Origin of the sequence: Rhodococcus sp. NPDC057529 (genome assembly GCF_042802055.1) — a bacterium.
In the GTDB taxonomy this organism is placed as follows: Bacteria; Actinomycetota; Actinomycetes; order Mycobacteriales; family Mycobacteriaceae; genus Rhodococcus_F.
This window is the reverse complement of record NZ_JBHVEY010000007.1, coordinates 24,482-47,130: the sequence shown is the minus strand read 5'-3', so window position 1 is coordinate 47,130 and position 22,649 is coordinate 24,482. Positions and strand designations below refer to the sequence as shown.

Sequence of the window (22,649 nt, the reverse complement as noted above, 5' to 3'; positions counted from 1 at the left end):
GCTAAGATGTAATCTCACGCACATGAGAAACGTCAACCCTTGACTTTGGACGAAACATATTGTTCACACCTGTGAGTACTTGTTAACCGCCCGCGGTTAACAAGTACTCACAGGCGGTGGACTGCATCCATTCTGCACAGATGCGTGCGGTCGTGTGTCACGAGCAGCGTCGCGACCTCGCGTTCTCGCACGACACCGAGGATCAGATCCATGATCGCGGCGCCCCGTTCCCGGTCGAGCGCGCTGGTCGGCTCGTCGACGACCAGCAGCGACGGGTCGTTCATCAGCGCCCGGGCGAGGTTGACCCGCTGCCGCTGCCCGCCCGACAACTGCGCCGGCCGCTTTCCGGCGTGATCTGCGAGGCCGACGGCGTCGAGCAGGTCGCGCGCCTTCGTGCGCCCCGCCCGCCGCGGCGCGAACCACCGCTGTCCGAGATGCGCCATCACCTCCAGTTGCTCGAGGGCCGTCAGCGACGACACGAGGTTGGACTGCTGGAACACGATGCCGATCCGGTCGCGGCGCAGTGTGGACGCCTCGCGGCGGCTGAGAGTGGTGAGTTCGGTGTCGCCCAGCCGGACGGAGCCCGAGTCCGGCCGGATCAGCGTCGACGCCACCGCGAGGAGCGTCGACTTCCCGGCACCGGACGGACCGGTGATCGCGGCGATCTCGCCTCGGCCGAGCGTCAGCGACACCGAGTCGAGGGCGGTGACGCGTCCGGCGCCGTCCGGGTAGGTGCGGGTGACGTCGTCGAGGGTGAGGGCGGGTGTGGTCATCGTGTGCTCCCGAGGGCGGTGAGGGGGTCGGTGGTGAGGAGGAACCGGAGCGCGAACGCGGCGCCGACGAGGCCCAGCCCGGCGAGGGCGACGGCGGGCAGGACAGTGGTGGAGATGTCGAGCACGAACGGCACCGCGTCGCCGATCATCGACCCGGCCACGGCCGCCGTCCCGACACCGGCACCCACGCCGGCGAGCAGGACGACGAGCGCCTGTCCGAGCGCGTCCCGCACGAGCGACCCGGTGGACGCGCCGAGCGCCTTCAGCGTCGCGACGTCGGGGGTGCGCTGGAGTGTCCAGACCGTGAAGAACGCGCCGATGACCAGCGCGGAGATCGCGAACAGCATTACCGTCATCAACGTCAGCGACCCGTTCTCGGAGGTGTAGGAGCCGATGGCGGAGAAGGAGTCGGCCACGGTTCGGGATGTCGTCGCTGCGACGGAGTTCGTGGACTCGTCCCCGCCCGACACCGCGAGCACCGTCGCCGCACCTCCGCGCGGGTTCGCGTGCTGCCAGTCGGCGAGCGTCATCCACACGGCCGGACTGTGGCCGTACCAGTCGTCGCCGCGGACCGCGGCGACGGTGAACGCCTGGCCGGCGATCGTCACCGTGTCGCCGGCGGATACCCCGAGCGAGCGCACGGCGCCGTCCCCGACGATCACCGTTCCCGGCGCGGACGGTGCGCGGTCGCCCACGCCGCCGTCCGCGCCGACGAGCGCCGCGCTCGTCGTCGCACCTCCCGCTGCCGACACCGAGCCTCGTCCCACCCCGATCGGGTGCACCGAGTCGGCGCTCCGCCGCCAGACGGCCACCTGCTCGGACGTCAGCGCGGACTCGTCGAACGAGGGACCGTCCTCGGAGGCGGCGAAGACCACCGACTGGGCGTCGATACGTTCCACGACGGACACGTTCTGGTGGCGCAATCCGGCGGTGAGACCGCTGAGAAACGTGACGAGCAGCGCAATCAGCACCACGACGACGGATATCAGCGCGAAGCGACCTCGCGCGGCACGCAGGTCTCTCGATGCGACGAACACAGATGGTCCTCTCCGGATCACGACCGGCGCCGCAGTCGATGCGGGCCGGGGCGGCGCTCACGGCCTCCGAACTCACCGTGCCCGCGGAACGGCACGGTTCCATCGCACGTGGGATGGAATTCTCGGCGGTCGAAGGTCGGGTGCGGGTTCCGACTTTCGATGGATGCCGGGTGCGCTCACGTCGATAAGCTGGACGGGGTGCACCGCTCCCCTCTCACGCCCGTGTTCGCGGGACTCCAACTCGGACTGCATGCGCTGACCGCGGCGCTCACTGCAGTCGTGATCTTGCGTGCCGTCCTCCTGGACGCGCCGAACGCGCCGGCGATCGTGGTGCTGTCGGTGGCGTTTCTGGCGGTGTACGCGGCGGGGGCGACGCGACGGCTGCGCGGGGGTTGGTGGCTCGCGGCGCTGACGGCGCTGTGGGTGGCGCTGATGGTCCTCGCCCCCGACGCCGCCTATCTCGCGTTCGGACTGTTCTTTCTATACCTGCATCTGCTGCCGCGACGATGGGGTGTCGTGACGGTCGCGGCGGCGACCGTCGTGGCGGTCGCGGGCACCGGACTGCACCGCGGCTGGAGCGTCGCGGGTGTCGTCGGTCCGGTGATCGGGGCGTGCGTCGCGGTGGCGATCGGCCTCGGCTACCGGGCGTTGTACCGGGAGGCCGTCGAACGCGATCGCCTCATCGACGAATTGACCCGGACCCGAGCCGAACTCGCCGAGCAGGAACGTGCCGCCGGTTCCCTGGCCGAGCGTGAGCGGCTCGCACGCGAGATCCACGACACCGTCGCGCAGGATCTGTCGAGCATTCAGATGCTGCTCCACGCCGTGGAACGCGCGGACCCCGGCCACCCCGCCCGGGACCGTATCCGGTTGGCGCGGGAGACGGCCGCGGACAGCCTCGCCGAAACCCGTCAGCTCATCGGCGATCTCACACCCGCCGTCCTCGACGGGCAGTCGCTCGCGGACGCACTCGCACGGATCTGCACGCAGGCGAGGAGCGACACCTTCGACACGATTGCCGTCGTCGTGGGGGATCCGGTGCGGTTGCCGATGCCCGTCGAGGCGGCGTTGGTGCGGATCGCGCAGGGTGCGGTGTCGAACGTGGTCCGGCACGCGCAATCGTCCCGGATGGCGGTCACGCTCACCTACTACGAGGATGCGGTCCGGTTGGACGTCGTCGACGACGGCATCGGCTTCGATGTCGCACTGCTCGACCGTGAACCGTCGACAGCGTTCGGGCTGAATTCGATTCGCCGTCGCGTCGAGCTACTCGACGGGTCGATGTCGGTGGAGTCGGAACCGGGACTGACCGCGGTCGCGGTGTCGTTCCCGCTCGGGGCCGGCGCATGATCCGACTGCTGCTCGCCGACGACCACGCGATCGTGCGCGCGGGCCTGCGCGCCCTGCTCGAACACGAGGACGACATCGAGGTGGTCGGCGAGGCGGCCACCGCCGACGACGCCGTGGCGTTGTGCGCGACGACCCCGGTCGACCTCGTCCTCATGGACCTGCGGTTCGGCGCCGGCACGTCGGGGGTGGACGCCACCCGGAACCTGCGGTCCCTGCCGAACCCGCCGCACGTGCTGGTCGTCACGAACTATGACACGGATGCGGACATCCTCGACGCGATCGCCGCCGGCGCGGCCGGGTATCTCCTGAAGGACACTCCCCCTCCCGAACTCCTCGCCGCCGTGCGGGCCGCGTCGGCCGGAGACAGCGTGCTCTCCCCGGCCGTGGCGTCGAAACTGATGACGCGCGTCCGCCGACCGGCCACCAGCCTCAGCGCGCGGGAGATCCAGGTGCTGACGTTGGTGGCTGCGGGGCGGTCCAATCGGGAGATCGGGAAGGAACTGTTCCTCTCGGAGACGACCGTGAAGTCCCATCTCGTTCACAATTTCGGCAAACTGGGCGTCAAGTCTCGGACCTCCGCAATAGCCCGCGCCCGCGAGCTCGGCACCCTCCCCAGGTGAGCGGCAAAGCGTCCGGACGCACACTTTGCCGCTCACATGTGTTTACGCTGGGAAAATGGACCCACCGGTCGTCCAGTACATCCAGCGGGACGGACACGCGCTGGCGTATCAGGTGGTGGGCGGCGGCGCGCTGGACGTCGTGTGGCTGTTCGAGATCAACATGCATCTCGACCTCATGTGGACCGACCCGCAGATCCACTACCTGATGGAACGCGGCAGCACGTTCGCCCGCACCGCGTATTTCCAGCAGCGGGGGCTGGGACTGTCCGAACCGGTCGACCACCTGCCGACACTCGAGGAGCAGGCCGACGACATCGTCGCGGTGATGGACGAGATCGGGATGCGGGAGGCACTGCTGGTGGGTGTGGCCAGCGCGAGCGGTGCCGTGGCACTCGTGGCGGCGCGGTCGCCGGAGCGGGTCACGGGGGTGGTGCTGATCCAGCCGTTCGCCGAGCGGCTGATCGGCGGCGACCACGACCCGGACGGCTGGACGGCCGCCGAGCGGGACCAGTTCGTCTCCCGATGGCGCGCGGCCACGGAGTCGTGGGGGTCGGGCGCGTCCGTGCCGCTGTGGGATCCCCGCGAGGATTCCCCGTTCAACCGGCGGCTGATGGCGATGCTCGAGCGGAACTCCGCGTCGCCGGCCGTCGCGCGCGCCCACATGGAGTGGATCTTCCGCCTCGACTACTCGGACATTCTGCCGTCGATCCAGTGCCCGGCCCGGATCGTGATCGTCGCGGGCAGTCCCGTTCCCGCAGCTGTCGCGCAGTACGTCGCCGATCACATTCCCCGCGGCACCTTCCACCTGCTGCCTCCCGCCCCGGCCGGCGCATCGCTCGGTGAGGCGTGGGTGCCGATCATCGATCACGTCGAGCAACTCGCGACGGGTGGGCATCCGACACCGGACGCCGGCCGGTTCGTCGCGTCCGTGTTGTTCACCGACGTCGTCGGATCGACGGAGGTGCTCGCCCGGATCGGCGACGCCGCCTACCGGGGACTCCGCGCCACCCATGAACGGCAGGTCCGTGACGCGGTGGAGAACGCGGGCGGACGTCTCCTCAACGTGGCGGGCGACGGCACGTTCAGCATCTTCGACGGCCCCGCCGCGGCGGTCCGGTGCGCGCGGACCGTCGTCGACGACGCGTGTGCGCTCGGCCTCGAGGTGCGGGCCGGCGTGCACACCGGACAGGTCGAGCGGAACGGACCCGACGTCAGCGGGATGACCGTTCACGTCGGCGCGCGCATCGGTTCGGCGGCCGGAGCCGGGGAGGTGCTGGTGTCGCGGACCGTGCGCGACCTCGTGGTGGGGTCGGGGCTGCGTTTCACCGATGTCGGCGAACGCGAACTGAAGGGCGTGCCGGGCCGGTGGCCCTTGTACTCCCTCACCGACGCGGACCACGCGCCACGGACCGTCCCGCGACTCGCACCGAAGCTGAGCATGATCGACCAGGCCATCCTGCGGACCGCGAAGCGGGCACCGCAGGCGCTGCGCGCACTCGTCGGCGTGGCCTATGCGAGGCAGCGCAAGCTGTCCCGCTGATCCGGCGAAGTGTCTCCTTTCGAGGACTACACGCGATGTGCTCGCGGCCATAGCGTTTCACTCACTGTTGCCCCCGTCACACAGGAGTGATCATGAGCAGGCTGAAGTTCGGAACATTTCTCGCGCCGATCCACACCCCGGGACAGAACCCGACGCTGTTGTTGCAGCGCGACCTCGAGTTGGTTCAGTTGCTCGAGAAACTGGGCTACGACGAGGCCTGGTTCGGGGAGCATCACTCCGCGGGTTCGGAGATCTACGCGTCCCCGGAGATCATGATCGCCGCCGCCGGCGAACGGACCAGTCGCATCAAGTTGGGGACGGGGGTGACGTCGGTGTCGTACCACAATCCGCTGTGGGCGGCGGAGCGGATGGTGATGCTCGACCACCTGACCCACGGCCGCGTCATGTTCGGCCTCGGCCCCGGATCCTTGCCGACCGACGCGGCGATGCTCGGTCTGTCGCAGATCGACACGCGCGAACTGCTCGCGGAGAACACCGACATCATCATGCGTCTGCTGCGGGGTGAGACGGTGAGTGCGAAGACGCGGACCCACACGCTCGTCGACGCGTGCATTCAGATGGCGCCGTACTCCTCTCCCCTGTTCGACGTCGTCGTCGCCGCGATCGCCTCCCCGACGGGAGCGCGGCTGGCCGGCCATCACGGTATCGGGCTGCTGTCGATCGCCGCGACGCTGACCGCGGACGGATTCAGTGCTCTGCAACATCATTGGGGAATGCTCGAGGAATTCGCGACGCTCGCGGGCCGGAGCGAGGACGTCGATCGCTCCAAGTGGCGGCTGGTGGGTCCCTTCCACATCGCGGAGACGCGGGAGCAGGCCTACCGCGACGTCGAGCACGGCATCGAACACTGGTTCAAGTACCTGCAGCACGTTGCCGCGTTCCCGCAGATGGCGGTCGAGGGTGAGAACAAGCGCGAGATGATCGACTTCATCAACAATTCGGGCATCGGCGTCATCGGCACGGCCGAGGAGGCCCGCGCACAGGTCCAGCGTCTCGTCGATCAGTCGGGCGGGTTCGGCACTCTGCTTCTGCAGGGCCATGATTGGGCCAACCCGCAGGCCACCGCGCGATCGTACGAGCTGTTCGCCCAGGACGTCATGCCGTTCTTCCAGGGTCAGGCGCAGCCACTGCTCGACGCGGACGAGCGGGCCCGCCGCGTGCGGGAGGGGCAGGCGGACGAGCACAGGAAGGCCGTCGCGCACATGACGAAGAAGTACGAAGCCGAGCTGGGACGGGTGTAGGGCGATGGCCGAGATCAGCATTCAGAAGCAGTTCCCCGTCGGCGCCGACACGATCTGGGCCCGCGTCGGCGATCCGGGATCGGTCGCCGAATGGATTCCGTCGGTGGCGGCCGCCCGGATGGAGCAGGGGATCCGCCACATCGTCTTCGCCGACGGTCAGCCCGCCCGTGAGCGGATCGCCGAGCACAGTGACGGCGAACGCCGGTACACCTACGAGTACATCGACGGCCCATTGCCGTTGACGCACTACCGGTCCACCATCTCCGTGCTCGGCACGTCCGCGGAGTCCTGCACCGTGGAGTGGGCCGCGACGTTCGCCGCCGACTCGGCGGAGGTCGAGTCGGAGCTGGCGACGGCGATCGAGTCGATCTACCGCGCTGCGCTCGAGGAGTTGTCGATCCTCGTCTCGAATCCGTCCGTCCGCGGATAGACCTCGTTCGGAGTCCGCCTTCCGTCCGGCGGACTCCGAACATTCAGCACCGAAGAAGGTACCGATGCGAACCCACACCTCCCCGCACATCACCGCCACCACCCCCGAAGACATCGCGGACGCCTACCGCACCGTCCTCGGAAAATTCTGCACCGGCGTCGTCGCCGTCACCGCACTCGACGACACCGGCAACCCCGTCGGACTGACCGTCGGCTCCTTCAGCTCCGTCTCCCTCGACCCCGCCCTCGTCGCCTTCTTCGTCGGCCGGGGCTCCACCACCTTCCCCAAGGTGGCCGCCTCCGGCCGGTTCTGCGCCAACATCCTCGCCGCCGACCAGCACGAACTCGGCCGCGCCTTCGCCCGCAGCGGCGCCGACAAATTCCGCGGAATCGACTGGACCCCCGCCACCACGGGATCACCCCGCCTCGCCGGTGCGCACGCCTGGATCGACTGCCACATCGACCTCGTCCAAGCCGTCGGCGACCACGACCTCGTCGTCGGCCGCGTCGTCGAACTCGGCGCCACCGACACCCCCGACCCGCTGCTGTTCTACACCTCCACCTTCCACCAGCTCACCCCCGCGAGCCCGGCATGACTGCGGTGGACCCGACCACGTGCGTCGTCCGCTGCGCCGACGCCGTCGTCCCCACCGATCACGGCGCGTTCACCGCGATCGCCTACCGCTCGGCCACCGGGATCGAGCACCTGGCCATGGTGTTCGGCGACCCGACCGTCGGCACCGCCCTGACCCGCGTCCACAGCGAGTGCCTCACCGGCGACGTCCTGGGGTCGCGGCGCTGCGACTGCGGTCCGCAACTGTCCGCCGCGCTGGAGCGCATCGCCGACGCCGGCGCCGGGGTGCTGCTGTACCTGCGGGGGCACGAGGGCCGCGGCATCGGGCTGGCCGCGAAGATCGCCGCCTACCAACTCCAGGACCGGTTGGGCCTCGACACCGTCGACGCCAACCTGCGACTCGGGTTGCCCGTCGACGCCCGCGACTACGCCGACGCCGCGGCCATCCTCCGCGACCTGCGCATCGACCGGATCGATCTGCTCAGCAACAACCCGGCCAAGGCCGCCGGGCTTGCCGCGGCCGGCGTCACCGTCGCGGGCACCACGCCGCTCGAGATCGCGGCGAACGATCACAACGCCCGGTACCTGGCAACGAAGCGGGATCGGCTCGGCCACAACCTCACCCACGCACCTCTCGTCAGCCGCCACTGACACGTCAGGAGAAACCATGGAACGCACCCCGCTGAGTCACGTATTCGAGAAGATGTCGGTGATGCACTCGACCGCGCACTGGGCGGACACATTCGACGACCTCACCGAGGTCCTCGGCCCCGCCGCGTTCAGCGACGGGAGTGCGTGGGCGAAGTTCACGACCCTGTGCCTGTCCGACGAGACGGACGTACCGCCCTGGTGCCTGCTGGGGAAGACGCACGACGTCGCCGCGGCCGCGACGCTCGCGCGCGACGCGGGATGGGATGTGGGTGAACCGACCGTCGGCGATCACGAATGCCGGGTGGTGCTTCGATCACCCCACGGGCTGACCGTCATCGCCTATTCGCCGCTCACACCGTAGGTCGCCGGCCTCGCCGGAGCACGCACGCGGTCAGCGACGCCCGGTTCTTCAGACCCGTGGCCTCGAAGATTCGGCTCACATACTTCTTGACGGTGAACTCGGACAGCGAGAGCACTTCGGCGATCTCGTTGTTGCTGAGGCCGTCGCTCACCAATTCGGCCACCTGCATCTGGCGCGGGGTCAGACTACCCAGCGGATCGACGGGGCCCTCGTCCCCCGACAACTGCATCGACCGGCCCTGGGCGCGGAGTTGCCGGGCGAGACACTGCACTGCCAGTGACTCGCTCGCATCCCAACTTCGTTCACGGTCGAACATGCCGACCAGCGCTTCACCGTCCGCGAACCGGAGGTGCAGCGCCGACGCCGTTCCCATTCCGTGTGGGTGCAGGTAGTCCTCGACGTAGGAGCGTTGCGGCGCGGGCAGCGCATGCAGGTGGTCCAGGGAGATGAACCCGGTATCGGTCAGCGAGCGGCGCGCCTCGGGGAGCGCGAAGATGTCCTTGTCCCGCCAGCGGGCGTGATACTCGTGCAGCAGCGGGGAGGCGGCGCCCGTCAGCAGCGGTGCGGGGTCGGCGAAGATGTCGGCGTATGTCGGTCCGAAGAAGAACGTGACATCGCGGACCCGGAACACCGTCGCGATGGATTCCACGACGGTCCGCTTGTAGTCGGCGGGGTCGTCGACGTCGCAGCACGATTCGAGGACCTCGAGGATGCCGTGCATCTGCGAGCGGGACAGCACGTCTTTCCAGGATCCGGTACCCATGTTCGCCTCCGATCCCCAGGTGAGTGGCAAAGCGTGCCCGACCACACTTTGCCACTCACGTCACCTCAGGCCGCCACAGTGGACCGGCTGGCAGCCGACTGCTGGACGTCCGGCGACGAGTACTTCCGCACGATCGCGACGAGGCACAGCAGCCCGACGGTTCCGGCGCCGGCGAGGAAGGCCCCGACCCGCCACGCGTTGGAGGCGTCGCCGTTGATGAGCAGCACCATGACCATCGGCGAGAAGCCACCGATGATGGCGGAGATCTGATAGCCGAGGGAGGCTCCGGAGAATCGGATCTCGGGCGGGAACAGTTCCGCGAACAGCGTCCCCTGCGTTCCGGTCTGGAACGACATCACGATCACGGCGCCGAAGACGGCCAGCGCGAACGGCCACAGTTCGCCCTGGCTCGAGTGCCCGATCATCAGCCACATCGGAATTCCCCACAGCAGCATCCCGGCGGTGCCGATGCCGAAGATCAGCTTGCGGCCGTAGAGGTCGGAGAGGTATCCGGCGAACGGGACCAGCGGAATCATCAGGACGCAGGCGGCCAGGATGAACCCGAGGACGGTGGAACGTTCGATCCCCAGATACGTGGTGGCGAACTGCACGGACCCGGTGATCATCGTGTAGAAGAAGATGACGCCGATGGCGTTCGCTCCGGCGGCGGTGAGGACGGTGCCGGGGTTCCTGCGCAGCACCTGCAGGATCGGCGACTTCCGTGCCGCCGGCGCCTCGGCCAGCTTTTTCGACAGCTCCTGGAACTCGGGTGTCTCCTCCAGGTAGCGGTGGATGAGGAACGCGACCGGGAGCATCACGAGGCTGATCCAGAACGGGATGCGCCACGCCCAGGCGAGGAACGACTCGGAGTCGAATGCCGCTGTGATGACAAGGAAGACGACGTTTCCGAGGACGACGCCGATGGGCACGCCGAGTTGCGCGAAGCTGCCGTAGAACCCGCGACGTCCCGCGGGCGCGTTCTCGGTGGCGAGGAGGACGGCGCCGCCCCACTGCGCCCCCACCGCGAGGCCCTGGCAGATCCGCAGGGTCACGAGAATCGTGGGCGCGAGCCAGACGAGCTGGGTGTTGGGCACGAGACCGATCAGCGAGGTCGCGACGGCCATCATCACGATGGCGGCGACGAGAACGGGTTTGCGACCCACCTTGTCGCCGAAGTGGCCGGCGAGCACACCGCCGACGGGCCGGGCGATGAACCCGACCGCCACGGTGGCGAATGAATTGAGTGCGGCGACGACCTGGCTGTCGGTCGCGAAGAAAGTGGTGTTGAAGACGAGGGCGGCCGCGGTGGCGTAGATGAAGAAGTCGTACCACTCGAGCGACGTCGAGATGGCGGCGGCGAAGGACGCGCGGGCCGCGCGCGGCTTCGGCGGGACCGCATGCGAGGCGGTGGGCATGGGGGTCTCCTGCTCAGTCTTGGGCAATGGAACCGAACGTGTCTCGGAGGACGCGCTTGAGGATCTTGCCGCTCGGGTTCTTCGGTAGGGAGTCGGCGACGATCACGTATTTGGGCACCTTGTAGCCGGCGAGCCGGGTGCGGCAGTGCTCGACGACGTCTTTCTCGTCGAGTTCGACGCCGGCGGACGGAACCACGACGGCGGCGACCGCTTCGATCCACCGGGGGTGCGGCACCGCGAAGACTGCGGCCTCACCGACGCCGTCGAGTTCGTACAGTGTTTCCTCGACCTCGCGGGTGGCGACGTTCTCGCCGCCGGTCTTGATCATGTCCTTCTTGCGGTCGACCACCCACAGGTACCCGTCCTCGTCGAGGTAGCCGAGGTCACCGGAGTGGAACCAGCCGCCCGCGAACGCTTCCGCGGTCTTCTCGGGTTGCCCGAGATAGCCGACGGTGGCGTGGGGGCTGCGGTGCACGATCTCGCCGACCTCCCCCGCGGGCAGCGGCAGGTTGCGGTCGTCGACGATCCGCGTCTCCACGTTGAGGGCGGGTTTGCCCGCCGAACCGCCGCGCGTCTCTTGATCTTCCGGTCCGAGGGCCGTGGCGAGCGACGCCATCTCGGTCTGCCCGTAAAAGTTCCACAACCGGATGCCCGGAAGGCGGCGGTTCATCTCCCGCAGGATCTCCACCGGCAGCGGCGACGCCCCGTAGTAGCCCTTGCGCAGCGACCGCAGGTCGGTGTGCTCGAACTCCGGCGACTGCAGCAGCGAGATCCACACCGTCGGCGGGCAGAACAGGTTGGTCACCCGCTCGGTCTCGATGGTGCGCAGCAGCACCCGGAGGTCGGGTCCGTCGACGATGATGCTCGTCGCGCCGAGATAGATGTCGGTGCTGAGGAAGTTGTCGAGCTGGGCGCAGTGGTACAGCGGCAGGGCGTGCACTTCCACGTCGTCGCTGCTCATGCCGCCGGTGACGATGCAACTGATGTACTGCCACATCAGCGACCGGCTGGTGAGCATCGCGCCTTTCGGCCGCGATTCGGTACCCGACGTGTACATGATGCGGATCACGTCGTCGTCCGCCACGAACACCTCGGGCGGCGAGGCGAATTCGCCGTCCGTCCAACCGGCCACCGAGACCCACCCGTCCGGAACCCCCGCCCCGGCCAGTGGGATCGCCGCCCGCACCCGGACGCTTCCCGTCGACTCCGCGAGGGCCGTCTCGGCGACGGGCACCAGCGTGTCCTCGACGACGAACGCGTCGGCGGCGCAGTCGTCGAGGATGTACCCGATCTCCCCGCCGGTGAGCATGAAGTTGATCGGGACGAGCACCACCCCGAGCCGGGCGGTCGCGAAGTTCAGCACCGGATACTGCCAGCAGTTGTGCGACAGCAACGCCAGCCGGTCACCCTGCGTCAGCCCCTCTGCGTGCAGCGCCGCCGCGACCCGGTCGATCACGGCGTCGAATTCGGCGAACGTGAGCCGGACGTCGCGGTGCACCACAGCGAGCTTGTCCGGGAAACGCGCCGCGGAACGACGTGGGATGTCGCCGATGCTCTGCTGCCGGGCGCGCGTCCTGTCCTCGGTCACCCGCGGACTTCTTTCAATACCGGGGTGGCGGCGAATTCGGCGCGGGCGAGAGAGCGGCGGTGCACCTGGTCGGGACCGTCGGCGATCTGCAGGAACCGGGCCTGCGCGTACAGGACCGGCAGGATCGTGTCCTGCGACAGGCCGGCACCGCCGAAGATCTGCATCGCGTCGTCGACGATCCGCTTGACGGTCAGCGGGACCATCACCTTGGCGGCGGCGATGTCATGACGGGCCGCCTTGGTGCCCTCGACGTCCATCCGCCAGGCGGCCCGCAGCACCAGCAGCCGGGCGGCGTCGAGGTGGATGCGGGCGTCCGCGACGGTCGCCTGCACGACGCCCTCGTCCGCGAGGGGCTTGCCGAACGCGACGCGGGTGCGGGCGCGTTCGGTCATCAGCGCGATGGCCCGCTCGGCCATCCCGATCAGTCGCATGCAGTGGTGGATGCGCCCCGGACCGAGCCGGGCCTGCGCGACGGCGAAGCCCTTGCCGCGCGGACCGAGGAGGTTCGCCTTGGGGACGCGGACCTTGTCGAATACGACCTCGCCGTGGCCGCCTTCGTGGCGGTCGGTGAAACCGAGCACGGTGGTGGACCGCGCGATGGTCAGGCCGGGCGTGTCCATCGGGACGAGAACGATGCTGTGCCGGTTGCCGATCGGGGCGTCGGGGTCGGTGACGCCCATGACCATGGCCACCCGGCAGTCGTCGCGCAGCGCCGCGGTGGACCACCACTTACGTCCGGTCAGCACCCAGTTGTCGCCGTCGTCGGCGATCTCGAGGCGGACGTTGTTGGCGTCCGAACTCGCGACGTCCGGTTCGGTCATCGAGAAGCACGAGCGGAATTCGCCGTCGAGCAACGGGGCGAGCCACTGCTGCTTCTGCTCGTCGGTGCCGTAGAGGTGCAGCAGTTCCATGTTGCCGGTGTCCGGCGGGTTGCAGTTGACCGCCTCGGGGGCGATCAGCGGGCTCCAGCCGGTGAGTTCGGCGAGCGGCGCGTACTCGAGGTTGGTCAGGCCCGCGCCCTCGCGGGCGGGGAGGAAGAGGTTCCACAGGCCCTCGCGTTTGGCGGCGGCCTTCAGGTCGGCCACGATCGGCGGCGCACCCCAGTGGTCCGGTTTGGACGCGAGCTGTTCCTCGGCGATCGCCTCGGCGGGCAGCACCCGCTCCTGCAGGAACTTCGTCAGCTTCGCTTGCAGTTCCACGACTTTCGGGCTGTACTCGAATTCCACTTCCGTGGCTCCAATCTGTTTCGGTGGTGCCGCGGTCAGCGGCGAAGCTCGGACACGGGCGACGCCGCGGCGAGGTCGAGCGCACGCTGCAACAGAGGACCGACCATGTCGCCGACGTCGTCGAAACCCCCACCGACGGTGTCGCCCTGTGCGTGCCGGGCGTGGATGCCCTCGAGGATGACGGCGATCTTGAAGTCGGCGAACACCGTGTACCAGTCGATGCCGGGAATCTCGATGCCGCGCTGTGTGGCGTAGCGGTCGAGAAGTTCGGCGCGGGTGGGGAATCCGTCGAGTCGGGCGAGACCCTTGGTCACCGGGTTGTCGACCGCTCCGGGCTGGTCCCAGAAGCTCAGCATGATCCCGACGTCGGCGAGGGTGTCGCCGAGGGTGGCCATTTCCCAGTCCAGGACGGCGACGATCTTGCCGGCATCACCGCGGGACGCGAGCACGTTGTCGAGTTTGACGTCGCCGTGGACGATGCCCGGGAAGTGCGAGGCGGGAAGCGCGCGGCGCAGTTTGTCGAGCAGCACGGCCACCTCGGGGCGATCGGCGGCGCGCGAGGCCTCCCATTGCCGGGACCACCGGTCGAGTTGACGTTCCAGGTAGCCGTCGGGGCGTCCGAACGAGCCGAGCCCGACCGCGTCCGGGTCGACGTCGTGGAGCGCGGCGAGGGTATCGGCCAGGTCCAGCCCGAGCCGGCGGCGCTCGCCGGGAGTGAGTGCGGACGCCTGCTCGACCGTCCCGACGGGCATGCCGTCCACCAGTTCCATGAGGTAGAACGACGCGCCGAGCACGTCCGCGTCCTCGCACAGCAGCACCGCTTCGGGCACCGGGACGGCGGTTCCGGCCAGCCCCCGGATCACGGTGAACTCGCGTTTCATGTCGTGGGCGCTCGGCAGGACGTGCCCGTAAGGGGGACGCCGCAGCACCCACGTCCGGTCGGCGTCGGCGACCCGGTAGGTGGGGTTGGAGCGGCCGCCGCTGATGAGCGACACGGCGAGGTCGCCGCTCACGCCGCCGTCGAGCGCGCCGTCGAGGTAGTGGGCGAGGGCGGTGAGGTCGACGCCTGCCGAATCCTCCCGGTCCTCGTGGGTGTCCGCTTCGGCGTGGGACGTCGTCATCCGCTGCGTCCTTTCGAGTCCTTCGATTGTCAGCCAAACGCTCGTTCGGCCAGCTCCCATCATCAGCCGAACGAGCGTCGGAAGTCAATATCTTCATATTCAGCAGCGAACGGGCGCCGAGACCGGAGATCGACACACTTGCCAAGCGATCGTTCAGTTGGCATGATCCACCGGAAGTGATGCACGTCTCATCCGCCTCGAAAGGTCAGGACACCCATGACGGACCAGTTGACCGGGACTGCCGCCACCACCGAATGGCGGGCCGAAGACCGCGTCCGAGCGCGCCGCGCCGCGATCGCGGGCGGAGTGGGCACCCTCATCGAGTACTACGACTTCAGCCTGTACGGCTACCTCGCGATCGTGATGGCCCCACTGTTCTTCCCCAGCAGCGACCCGGCCACCGCGCTGCTGTCCGCGCTCGCCGTGTTCGGCACCGCCTACCTCATGCGTCCGCTCGGCGGCATCGTGTTCGGGCACATCGGCGACCGGTTCGGGCGGAAGAAGGCCCTCCTCGCGACGCTCGTCTGTATGGGCCTCGGCAGCATGGCGATGGGATTCCTGCCCACCCACGCGCAGGCCGGGATCTGGGCCACGGTGCTGCTCGTTCTCGTCCGGATGGTCCAGGGGTTCTCGGCCGGCGGCGAGGTCGGCGGCTCGGCCACGTTCATCTCCGAATCGGCGCCCCGTCACCTCAAGGCCACCTACGGCGCGTTCACCCCGCTCGGCTCCACGATGGGGTTCGCGATGGCCGCCGCGGTCGCGGGCACGGTGTCGGCGTTCACCACCGACGTGCAACTCGAGAGCTGGGGATGGCGGGTGCCGTTCCTGCTCGCGCTGCCGCTGACGCTGCTCTGCCTGTGGGCCCGTACCCGGGTCGAGGAAACCCACGGCGAGGACGCCGATTCCGGCCCGGCCCAGGCGCCCGTCGTCGCCGTCTTCCGGCGTCAGCCGCTCGCCCTCCTGCAGTCGGTCGGAATCAGTCTGGCGTGCAACGGAACCGCGTACATCGGCCTCACCTACATGAGCATCCATCTGATGAAGAGCCTCGGCTACGAACGCACCCCGGTCTACTGGATCGCGACCGCCGTCATCGGAGTCGTCGCACTCGCGATGCCGCTCGGCGGCATCCTCGCCGACCGCATCGGACGGTTGCGGTTCACCGTGATCAGCTTCGCCGGATTCGCGATCGTCACCTACCCCGCCATGGCCGTCATGCACCACAGCCTGTGGATCGCCGCGATCGCCTATCTGCTGATCATGGTCAACACCATCGGAGCCCAGGTCGGCTCGTACACGCTCATGCCGCTGCTGTTCGACAAGGACGTCCGCTTCACCGGTGTCGCGATGGGCTGGAACCTCGGTGTCGTCATCGCCGGTGGCACCGCCCCGTTCGTCGCCGTCTGGCTCGTGGAGCAGACCGGAAACATCCTCTCCCCCGCCGTCTTCGTGATCGTGGCGGCGGTCATCGGGCTGATCTCGATGGCCGGCGTGGCACGCCGGTCCAAGGTCGCGCAGGAGCAACTCGGCTGACGCCGAGGCGGATTCACCACCCGAGATCCACCACGAATTGGAGTAACCATGTATCCCGGCGCTCATGCTGCCACCACACCCGACAAGCCGGCCGTGATCATGGCCGGCACCGGGCAGACGGTCACCTTCGCCGAACTCGAGTCCCGCTCAGTCCGCATCGCCCGCCACCTGCACGCCCTCGGCCTGCGCCGCGGGGATCACGTCGCGGTACTGGCCACGAACACCGCCGCCATCTTCGACATCTATTGGGCCGCCATGCGTTCCGGGCTCTACCTCACCATGGTGAACTGGCATCTCACGCCGCCCGAGATCGCGTACGTCGTCGACGATTGCGGCGCCAGAGCGCTGATCGTGGACGCCGCGCTCGACGCGGTCGCCTGCGAGCTTCCCGGCCTCACCCCCGGTGTCGAGCACCGACTGGCGTTCGGGGGAACGATTCCCGGCTACGACTCGCTCGACGCGGCCGCGGCCGCGGAGTCCGACGTTCCGCTGCCCGACCAGCCGCGCGGTGCGGACATGCTGTACTCCTCCGGCACCACCGGCCGCCCGAAGGGCATCAAACCGGAGTTGCCGGCACGGCAGATCCAGGACCCGGGCGACACCATGACCGGGATGAACGCGACGGTGTGGGGAGTCACGCCGGACACGGTGTACCTGTCACCCGCCCCGCTGTACCACGCCGCACCGCTGCGCACCTGCGCGTCGGTGCAGGCCCTCGGCGGCACCGTCGTCGTGATGGACCGCTTCGACGCCGAGAAGGCGCTCGCGTACATCGAGCAGTACCGCGTCACCTACAGCCAGTGGGTGCCCACGATGTTCGTCCGCATGCTGAAGCTGCCCGCGGAGACCCGGGAGAAGTACGACGTCTCCAGCCTGCGCGTCGCCGTGCACGCCGCCGCCCCGTGCCCGGTGGACGTGAAACGGCAGATGATCGACTGGTGGGGTCCGATCCTGTCGGAGTATTACTCGTCCACCGAACTCAACGGCATGACCCTGGTGAACTCGGAGGAATGGCTCCGCAGGCCCGGAACCGTCGGCCGCGCCGCGCTCGGCGTCGCCCACATCTGCGGAGACGACGGCGCCGACCTCGCACCGTGTGAGGTGGGCACCCTCTACTTCGAGCGGGACACCGTGCCGTTCGAATATCACAACGCCCCCGAGAAGACGCGCGACGCCCAGCACCCGCAGCACCCGACGTGGACCACCACCGGCGACGTCGGCTACCTCGACGAGGACGGGTATCTGTTCCTCACCGACCGGAAGTCGTTCATGATCATCTCCGGCGGCGTCAACATCTATCCGCAGGAGATCGAGAACACCCTCACCGAGCACGCGGCCGTCCTCGACGTCGCGGTGATCGGGATCCCGGACGAAGAGATGGGCGAATCGGTGCTGGCCGTCGTCCAGACCGTTCCGGGGGTGACCGGGGACGACGCGCTGGCCGGGGAACTCCTCGACCACGTGCGGGGACGGCTCGCCCGGTTCAAGGTCCCGCGGAACCTCGTCTTCAGCGACGACCTCCCCCGCACCCCCACGGGGAAGCTCGTCAAGGGCACGCTACGAGATCGCTACGCCGCCGGGGTCCCCGCCTGAACCGTCAGCCGGCGACCGGTTCGCTCCGGCGCCGGCGGTCGAGGAGGACGGCGATCGTGAGGACGATCAGTCCCGCGACACCGAGCAGGGCGCCGACGGCGGCCGGGGCGGTGTAGCCGTATCCGGCGGCGATCACGACGCCACCGATCCACGCACCACCCGCATTGGCGAGGTTGAACGCGCCGTGGATCAGCGTCGACGCGAGCGTCTTCGCGTCACCGGCCGCGTCCATCAGCCGCGATTGGACGGCCGGGAAGATCGACGTCACCGCCATGCCGATGAAGAACAGCACGATCAGCGCCGTCACCGGGTTGTGTGCGGCGACGACGAACAGGGCGAGGACGCAGATCAGCGCGATCATGCATCCGAACAGACCCGGCACCACCGCGTTGTCGGCGACGCGCCCACCCACGACGTTGCCGAGGATCATCCCCGATCCGAACAGCATCAACGCCACCGGCACCATCGAGTGCGTCAACCCGGACACGTCGGTGAGCGTCGAACTGATGTACGTGTACACCGCGAAGGAGCCACCGAACCCGACCGTCGCGAAGATCAGCGTCATCCACACCTGTCCCCGGCGCAGCGCCCCGAGTTCGGCCACCGGGTTGCTCACGTGCACCCCGGCCAGCGGCGGGACGAGACGCGCCAGTGCCACCAGCGTCACGATTCCGATGAGCACCACGAACGCGAACGCCGACCGCCAGCCGAGGAGCTGGCCGAAGAACGCCGTCGCGGGCACCCCGATCACGTTGGCGACGGACAGCCCCATCATCACGGTCGCGACCGCCTTGGCTCGTTTGCCCGGTTCCGCGAGGTGCGCGGCGACGAGCGCCGCGACGCCGAAGTACGCGCCGTGCGGCAGCCCGGCGAGGAATCGGGCGGCGATGAGTGTTTCGTATCCGGGGGCGAGCGTGGTCGCGAGATTGCCGATCACGAACGTGCCCATCAGCGCGATGAGCAGCGTGCGCCGCTCCACGCGGGCGGCCAGTGCCGCGATGACGGGCGCCCCGACGACGACACCGAGCGCGTACGCGGACACGAAGTGCCCAGCCACCGGCTCCGACACCCCGGTCGCGGAAGCCATCGCCGGGAGCAGACCCATGGACGCGAATTCCGTTGTGCCGATACCGAACCCGCCGAGGGCGAGCGCGAGCATCGCGCCCCGACGACTCGGTGACGGAATCCGCGGACGCAGAGACGGACGAGCGGTGACCGCAGGTTCGGTGAGGTGAACTGCAGGCGGCGTCATGGCAGCAAGACTCCCGTCGGGCTGATCGTAGGATCGGCGAGCACGTCCAATGGACTCGCCTGAGGATGGACCGGGCCGAGATCGTGGCAAACCGGCTCGTACCAGTATGGGCGAGGCCGCAAGCGAATTAACAATCGGCGCGGGCGTGATTCCACTCACCGGGCCCGCAGATGAGACGTGGGCCCGGCGCACCGGACCGGAGCGACCTACGTCACGTGATGTGCTGCAGGATCACCGTGTGCACGTGATGGGCCTTGTCCATGCCGCGGAAATCGGCCTCGTACGTGGTGTCGGCGACGTCGACGGCGATGCTGCTCGAGGAGAAGAACTGGCCGGCCCACGACTTGTTGCTGAGGAACGACACGGACCGGATGTTCTTGTACGGGATGGACGTGATCGCGGTGCGCTTGCCGACGAAGCTCTTGTCCTGGATCACGACGCGCAGGTTCGTGATCGCGAGGAAGCCGGTGCCCGCGCCGATGCAGTCGTACACGGCGATGATCGTCTCGCCGGGCAGAATCCCCTGCTGGACCTGCTTCAGCTGTTCCGACTTGTCGAAGATCGGATCGGTCACGGCTCCTCCTTCGACGTCGGTGCAGACTCGTCCATGGTCTCAGAAAGTTCGTCGAAGGTGACGTGGATTCCCTGACGGGGGACCGCGCGTTGCGCCTTCGCCTGGTCGGTGAACGTCCGCTTGTCGCCGTCCACGAGTTCCGCCTTGTCGGTGAACGGCACGAGCAGCGCCCGCGGATGCAGCCTGTCGACGCGGACGACGTTGATCTCCACGCACACCACGACGGCCGCGGCGGCGAGGAAGAGGAACGCCAGCAGTCCCAGCACGACGGCGAACACCCCGTTCGTCACGGACGCGGTGCTCACCACCTTGCTCACGTAGTACGCACCGAACGACTGCAGCACCTGCCACAGCACGGCCGCCGCGACGGCGCCGGGGGCCACGTCGGCGACGGACAGCGGGCGGGCGGTGGCGAGCCGGAACGCGAGGACGAAGATCACCGAGTTGATCGCGATCGCGGCGAGCGTCAGCAGCACGGCGAACGAACCGGACAGGTGCGTCGCGGCACCGATCCCGGCGACCGCGGCCGTCCCCAGGATCGCGAGCCCGATGGTGCCGAGCAGCAGCAGACCGCGCAGCCGTCCGCGGATCGGGTCGGGACGCATGTTGCGGGGCACCGACCACGCCGTGTTCATGGCGTTCTGGCAGGCCAGCGCCACGCCGAGGCCGCCGTAGAGGGCTCCGACCAGGCCGATCACCAGGCCGGTCACGCCGCCGCCGATCCGGTGCGGGTCGGCCAGGTCGGCTCCGATGACGGGGAACTGGCTGAGGGCCGAGTCGATGATGTCCTGCTGCAGTTCGGGATGCCCGGACAGCACGAACCCGAGCACCGTGGACAGCAGCAGCAGGAGGGGAAACAGCGAGATGAACCCGTAGTAGGCGATCAACGCCGCGAGGTACACGCCCTGGTCGTCGAGGAACTTGTAGGTGACGGCGATCGGGAAGCCCATCGCCGGATACCGCTGCTGGAGGGCGTCGAGTCTTCGGGCGAATTTCATGCGATCAGACGGCCGGTTTCACCATCGCGAGGGCGAGGTCCGCGTAGCGCTCGGCGAGTTCTTCGGGTTTCAGGGGTCCGTCGGCGTGCCACCACGTGCACACCGACTGGCCCATGTTGATGATGCCGCGAACCGCGTCCCGCGGGTATTCGGTCGCGAAGTCGCCCTCTTCGACACCCCGCTCGATGACGTCGCGGAACAGGTGCTCCTGTTCGTCGCGGAGGGCCACGACGAGGCGGCGGCCCGGGTCGTCGAGGCTGCGGATCTCGGTGGCACCGACCATCGCGTCCCGCTGCCGGGTGGTGTGGAACATGACCCACGCCCGCATCAGCGCCTGCAACTGGTCGGCGGGGGCGCCGCCCGAACGCAGCAGCGCGCCGCGGGTCATCGCGATGGCGTCGTGCAGTGCGCGCACCATGATGTCCTGCAGGATCTCCTGCTTCGACGCGAAGTGGTGGTAGATCGACGCGACGGTGATGTCGGCGCCGCGCGCGATGTCGCGCATGGACGTGCCGTGATAGCCGCGTTCGTTCATGTTGGCGACCGCGGAATCGAGGATCACCTGCCGCCCGGTTCCCGTGCTCGCAGCGGCCACCTTTGCAGCGCACATCCCTGGTACTCCGTCCCCGCTCCGATCGTCACACGACCTCATTAGAGTAGTGGGTCCCGTCACAGATTCTGCTCTAGCGATCGTTCGGTAGCGATGTCATGCTGGTGCGATGGATCACATCGGACTCGCCGTCGCCGACGGCATCGCGACGATCACCCTGAACCGGCCCGACCAGCTCAACGCATTCACCACCACAATGGAGAACGAGCTGATCGCCGCATATGACCTGCTCGACGCGGACGACACGGTCCGGGCGATCGTGCTCACCGGAGCCGGACGAGCGTTCTGCGCGGGCGCCGACCTGTCCGCCGGTGCCGCCACGTTCGACCACTGGCAGGACGAGGACGAGGGTGCCGACGCCCGCCGCGACGGCGGCGGCCGGGTGGTGCTCCGGATGTTCGAATCCCGCAAGCCGATCATCGCCGCGATCAACGGTCCCGCCGTGGGCGTCGGCATCACGATGACCCTCGCCGCCGACTTCCGTCTCGCCGCCGACGACGCCCGCATCGGATTCGTGTTCAACCGCCGCGGCATCGTGCCCGAATCCTGCTCGACGTGGTTCCTCCCGCGCCTCGTCCCGCTGCAGACGGCCCTCGACTGGGTGTACTCCGGCCGGGTGTTCCCCGCGACGGAAGCCCACGACGCCGGCCTCGTGTACAAGCTGTATCCGCGCGAGTCCCTGCTCGGCGAGGCCTACGCGCTGGCCCGGAGCCTCACCGAGCACTCCGCCCCGGTGTCGGTGGCGCTGTCCCGCCAGATGATGTGGCGGGCGCTCGGCGCCGAGCATCCGATGATCGCGCACCGTGTCGAAACCCGCGGCATCAACATCCGCGGCATCGGGCCGGACGCCCGGGAGGGCATTTCCGCGTTCCTCGAGAAGCGGCCCGCCGTGTTCCCCGACAGCGTCCGTGACGACCTTCCGGACGTGTTCGGCGACGACCTTCCGACGCCGGCGTTCCGCGGATGACCGCCGCACAGCCGGCCCGGCCCGGCGTCGTCGACCGCTGGCATCACGTCGTCGAACACCGCGACCTCGCCGCTCTCGACGCCCTGATCGCCGACGACGCCGTGTTCTCCTCCCCCGCGGTGTTCACGCCGCAGGAGGGGAAGCCGAAGGTCCTGGCCTACCTCGGCGCCGCCCTGACCGTCTTCGACGGCACCGGCTTCCGGTACGTCGAGGAGTGGTACGGCGACCGTTCCGCGGTCCTGGAATTCGCCACCGAACTCGACGGCATCCATGTCAACGGCATCGACCTGATCCACTGGAACGACCGCGAGCAGATCACGTCGTTCAAGGTGATGGTTCGGCCCGTCAAGGGCCTGCAGGCGCTCATCCCGCTGATGGCCGCCCAGCTGTCCCAGTCGTAAAACCCTGCACCACT

The 22,649-nt window shown here is 68.7% G+C and carries 23 protein-coding genes; 12 read left to right on the top strand and 11 right to left on the bottom strand.

Annotation, left to right across the window (positions count from 1 at the left end; genetic code table 11):
• Positions 1-107: 107 nt before the first annotated feature.
• Together ACFU5V_RS15150 and ACFU5V_RS15145 are read right to left on the bottom strand one after the other, a co-directional pair.
• A complete protein-coding gene (locus ACFU5V_RS15150; protein WP_378700262.1) occupies positions 108-773 on the bottom strand; it encodes an ABC transporter ATP-binding protein in 666 nt (221 codons plus the stop codon).
• Positions 770-1,810, bottom strand: coding sequence for an ABC transporter permease (locus ACFU5V_RS15145; protein WP_378700259.1), 1,041 nt, complete (start codon positions 1,808-1,810; stop codon positions 770-772). Before ACFU5V_RS15145 ends, ACFU5V_RS15150 begins: the two co-directional genes overlap by 4 nt.
• A gap of 159 nt (positions 1,811-1,969) precedes the next feature.
• Between ACFU5V_RS15145 and ACFU5V_RS15140 the strand changes: the two genes are divergently transcribed.
• The 8 genes from ACFU5V_RS15140 to ACFU5V_RS15105 all read left to right on the top strand — a co-directional run bounded on the left by ACFU5V_RS15140 (position 1,970) and on the right by ACFU5V_RS15105 (position 8,597).
• Entirely contained in the window at positions 1,970-3,160 is a 1,191-nt protein-coding gene (locus ACFU5V_RS15140) for a sensor histidine kinase (RefSeq protein WP_378430522.1), read from the top strand.
• Entirely contained in the window at positions 3,157-3,780 is a 624-nt protein-coding gene (locus ACFU5V_RS15135) for a response regulator (protein WP_378700255.1), read from the top strand. The genes ACFU5V_RS15140 and ACFU5V_RS15135 overlap by 4 nt, the downstream gene beginning before the upstream one ends.
• 55 nt (positions 3,781-3,835) lie before the next feature.
• Positions 3,836-5,320, top strand: coding sequence for an adenylate/guanylate cyclase domain-containing protein (locus ACFU5V_RS15130; protein WP_378430520.1), 1,485 nt, complete (start codon positions 3,836-3,838; stop codon positions 5,318-5,320).
• 92 nt (positions 5,321-5,412) lie between these two features.
• Entirely contained in the window at positions 5,413-6,582 is a 1,170-nt protein-coding gene (locus ACFU5V_RS15125) for an LLM class flavin-dependent oxidoreductase (protein ID WP_378700253.1), read from the top strand.
• Between the two features lie 4 nt (positions 6,583-6,586).
• Positions 6,587-7,012: an SRPBCC family protein gene (locus ACFU5V_RS15120; protein WP_378700251.1), complete on the top strand. Its 426-nt coding sequence runs from the start codon at positions 6,587-6,589 to the stop codon at positions 7,010-7,012.
• A gap of 64 nt (positions 7,013-7,076) precedes the next feature.
• Complete coding sequence (locus ACFU5V_RS15115) at positions 7,077-7,607, top strand: flavin reductase family protein (RefSeq protein ID WP_378700248.1); 531 nt, start codon at positions 7,077-7,079, stop codon at positions 7,605-7,607.
• Positions 7,604-8,236, top strand: a complete 633-nt coding sequence (locus tag ACFU5V_RS15110; RefSeq protein WP_378700246.1) for a GTP cyclohydrolase II — start codon at positions 7,604-7,606, stop codon at positions 8,234-8,236. Before ACFU5V_RS15115 ends, ACFU5V_RS15110 begins: the two co-directional genes overlap by 4 nt.
• 16 nt (positions 8,237-8,252) lie before the next feature.
• Positions 8,253-8,597 (top strand): hypothetical protein, encoded by a 345-nt coding sequence (locus tag ACFU5V_RS15105; protein ID WP_378700244.1) that lies wholly within the window; start codon positions 8,253-8,255, stop codon positions 8,595-8,597.
• Here the strand turns inward: ACFU5V_RS15105 and ACFU5V_RS15100 are convergent.
• The 5 genes from ACFU5V_RS15100 to ACFU5V_RS15080 all read right to left on the bottom strand — a co-directional run bounded on the left by ACFU5V_RS15100 (position 8,587) and on the right by ACFU5V_RS15080 (position 14,710).
• Positions 8,587-9,360 carry a LuxR C-terminal-related transcriptional regulator gene (locus tag ACFU5V_RS15100; RefSeq protein WP_378700242.1) on the bottom strand — a complete coding sequence of 258 codons (774 nt, stop codon included), beginning with the start codon at positions 9,358-9,360 and terminating at the stop codon, positions 8,587-8,589. The genes ACFU5V_RS15105 and ACFU5V_RS15100 overlap by 11 nt on opposite strands.
• A 65-nt stretch (positions 9,361-9,425) precedes the next feature.
• The gene (locus ACFU5V_RS15095; RefSeq protein ID WP_378700240.1) at positions 9,426-10,775 is read right to left on the bottom strand and encodes an MFS transporter; all 1,350 of its coding nucleotides are present in this window, start codon (positions 10,773-10,775) and stop codon (positions 9,426-9,428) included.
• Positions 10,776-10,788: 13 nt separating this feature from the next.
• Positions 10,789-12,363 carry an acyl-CoA synthetase gene (locus tag ACFU5V_RS15090; RefSeq protein WP_378700238.1) on the bottom strand — a complete coding sequence of 525 codons (1,575 nt, stop codon included), beginning with the start codon at positions 12,361-12,363 and terminating at the stop codon, positions 10,789-10,791.
• Positions 12,360-13,589, bottom strand: coding sequence for an acyl-CoA dehydrogenase family protein (locus ACFU5V_RS15085; RefSeq protein WP_378430514.1), 1,230 nt, complete (start codon positions 13,587-13,589; stop codon positions 12,360-12,362). Before ACFU5V_RS15085 ends, ACFU5V_RS15090 begins: the two co-directional genes overlap by 4 nt.
• 35 nt (positions 13,590-13,624) lie before the next feature.
• Positions 13,625-14,710 (bottom strand): phosphotransferase family protein, encoded by a 1,086-nt coding sequence (locus ACFU5V_RS15080; protein WP_378700236.1) that lies wholly within the window; start codon positions 14,708-14,710, stop codon positions 13,625-13,627.
• A 216-nt stretch (positions 14,711-14,926) separates the two neighbouring features.
• Here ACFU5V_RS15080 and ACFU5V_RS15075 point away from each other — a divergent pair, with 216 nt between their 5' ends.
• Both ACFU5V_RS15075 and ACFU5V_RS15070 read left to right on the top strand, forming a co-directional pair.
• A complete protein-coding gene (locus tag ACFU5V_RS15075) occupies positions 14,927-16,240 on the top strand; it encodes an MFS transporter (protein WP_378700235.1) in 1,314 nt (437 codons plus the stop codon).
• 48 nt (positions 16,241-16,288) lie between these two features.
• A complete protein-coding gene (locus ACFU5V_RS15070) occupies positions 16,289-17,833 on the top strand; it encodes an acyl-CoA synthetase (protein ID WP_378700233.1) in 1,545 nt (514 codons plus the stop codon).
• Between the two features lie 4 nt (positions 17,834-17,837).
• On the opposite strand, the gene ACFU5V_RS15065 is transcribed toward ACFU5V_RS15070, so the two are convergent.
• The 4 genes from ACFU5V_RS15065 to ACFU5V_RS15050 all read right to left on the bottom strand — a co-directional run bounded on the left by ACFU5V_RS15065 (position 17,838) and on the right by ACFU5V_RS15050 (position 21,267).
• Positions 17,838-19,085, bottom strand: a complete 1,248-nt coding sequence (locus ACFU5V_RS15065) for an MFS transporter (RefSeq protein ID WP_378700231.1) — start codon at positions 19,083-19,085, stop codon at positions 17,838-17,840.
• A 211-nt stretch (positions 19,086-19,296) separates the two neighbouring features.
• Complete coding sequence (locus ACFU5V_RS15060; protein ID WP_072949217.1) at positions 19,297-19,659, bottom strand: PH domain-containing protein; 363 nt, start codon at positions 19,657-19,659, stop codon at positions 19,297-19,299.
• A complete protein-coding gene (locus ACFU5V_RS15055) occupies positions 19,656-20,657 on the bottom strand; it encodes a YihY/virulence factor BrkB family protein (RefSeq protein WP_378700229.1) in 1,002 nt (333 codons plus the stop codon). The genes ACFU5V_RS15060 and ACFU5V_RS15055 overlap by 4 nt, the downstream gene beginning before the upstream one ends.
• A gap of 4 nt (positions 20,658-20,661) precedes the next feature.
• Positions 20,662-21,267, bottom strand: a complete 606-nt coding sequence (locus ACFU5V_RS15050; RefSeq protein WP_378430507.1) for a TetR/AcrR family transcriptional regulator — start codon at positions 21,265-21,267, stop codon at positions 20,662-20,664.
• A gap of 109 nt (positions 21,268-21,376) precedes the next feature.
• Here ACFU5V_RS15050 and ACFU5V_RS15045 point away from each other — a divergent pair, with 109 nt between their 5' ends.
• Together ACFU5V_RS15045 and ACFU5V_RS15040 are read left to right on the top strand one after the other, a co-directional pair.
• Entirely contained in the window at positions 21,377-22,234 is an 858-nt protein-coding gene (locus ACFU5V_RS15045) for a crotonase/enoyl-CoA hydratase family protein (RefSeq protein ID WP_378700227.1), read from the top strand.
• The gene (locus ACFU5V_RS15040; protein WP_378700225.1) at positions 22,231-22,635 is read left to right on the top strand and encodes a nuclear transport factor 2 family protein; all 405 of its coding nucleotides are present in this window, start codon (positions 22,231-22,233) and stop codon (positions 22,633-22,635) included. Before ACFU5V_RS15045 ends, ACFU5V_RS15040 begins: the two co-directional genes overlap by 4 nt.
• The last annotated feature ends 14 nt before the right edge of the window (positions 22,636-22,649 follow it).

Excerpts from the sequence above, each read along its gene's own strand:
- ACFU5V_RS15150 (WP_378700262.1), bottom strand. The coding sequence starts at position 773 with ATGACCACACCCGCCCTCACCCTCGACGACGTCACCCGCACCTACCCG.
- ACFU5V_RS15140 (WP_378430522.1), top strand. The coding sequence starts at position 1,970 with ATGGATGCCGGGTGCGCTCACGTCGATAAGCTGGACGGGGTGCACCGC.
- ACFU5V_RS15135 (WP_378700255.1), top strand. The coding sequence starts at position 3,157 with ATGATCCGACTGCTGCTCGCCGACGACCACGCGATCGTGCGCGCGGGC.
- ACFU5V_RS15130 (WP_378430520.1), top strand. The coding sequence starts at position 3,836 with ATGGACCCACCGGTCGTCCAGTACATCCAGCGGGACGGACACGCGCTG.
- ACFU5V_RS15125 (WP_378700253.1), top strand. The coding sequence starts at position 5,413 with ATGAGCAGGCTGAAGTTCGGAACATTTCTCGCGCCGATCCACACCCCG.
- ACFU5V_RS15120 (WP_378700251.1), top strand. The coding sequence starts at position 6,587 with ATGGCCGAGATCAGCATTCAGAAGCAGTTCCCCGTCGGCGCCGACACG.
- ACFU5V_RS15115 (WP_378700248.1), top strand. The coding sequence starts at position 7,077 with ATGCGAACCCACACCTCCCCGCACATCACCGCCACCACCCCCGAAGAC.
- ACFU5V_RS15110 (WP_378700246.1), top strand. The coding sequence starts at position 7,604 with ATGACTGCGGTGGACCCGACCACGTGCGTCGTCCGCTGCGCCGACGCC.
- ACFU5V_RS15105 (WP_378700244.1), top strand. The coding sequence starts at position 8,253 with ATGGAACGCACCCCGCTGAGTCACGTATTCGAGAAGATGTCGGTGATG.
- ACFU5V_RS15100 (WP_378700242.1), bottom strand. The coding sequence starts at position 9,360 with ATGGGTACCGGATCCTGGAAAGACGTGCTGTCCCGCTCGCAGATGCAC.
- ACFU5V_RS15095 (WP_378700240.1), bottom strand. The coding sequence starts at position 10,775 with ATGCCCACCGCCTCGCATGCGGTCCCGCCGAAGCCGCGCGCGGCCCGC.
- ACFU5V_RS15080 (WP_378700236.1), bottom strand. The coding sequence starts at position 14,710 with ATGACGACGTCCCACGCCGAAGCGGACACCCACGAGGACCGGGAGGAT.
- ACFU5V_RS15075 (WP_378700235.1), top strand. The coding sequence starts at position 14,927 with ATGACGGACCAGTTGACCGGGACTGCCGCCACCACCGAATGGCGGGCC.
- ACFU5V_RS15070 (WP_378700233.1), top strand. The coding sequence starts at position 16,289 with ATGTATCCCGGCGCTCATGCTGCCACCACACCCGACAAGCCGGCCGTG.
- ACFU5V_RS15065 (WP_378700231.1), bottom strand. The coding sequence starts at position 19,085 with ATGACGCCGCCTGCAGTTCACCTCACCGAACCTGCGGTCACCGCTCGT.
- ACFU5V_RS15055 (WP_378700229.1), bottom strand. The coding sequence starts at position 20,657 with ATGAAATTCGCCCGAAGACTCGACGCCCTCCAGCAGCGGTATCCGGCG.
- ACFU5V_RS15050 (WP_378430507.1), bottom strand. The coding sequence starts at position 21,267 with ATGTGCGCTGCAAAGGTGGCCGCTGCGAGCACGGGAACCGGGCGGCAG.
- ACFU5V_RS15045 (WP_378700227.1), top strand. The coding sequence starts at position 21,377 with ATGGATCACATCGGACTCGCCGTCGCCGACGGCATCGCGACGATCACC.
- ACFU5V_RS15040 (WP_378700225.1), top strand. The coding sequence starts at position 22,231 with ATGACCGCCGCACAGCCGGCCCGGCCCGGCGTCGTCGACCGCTGGCAT.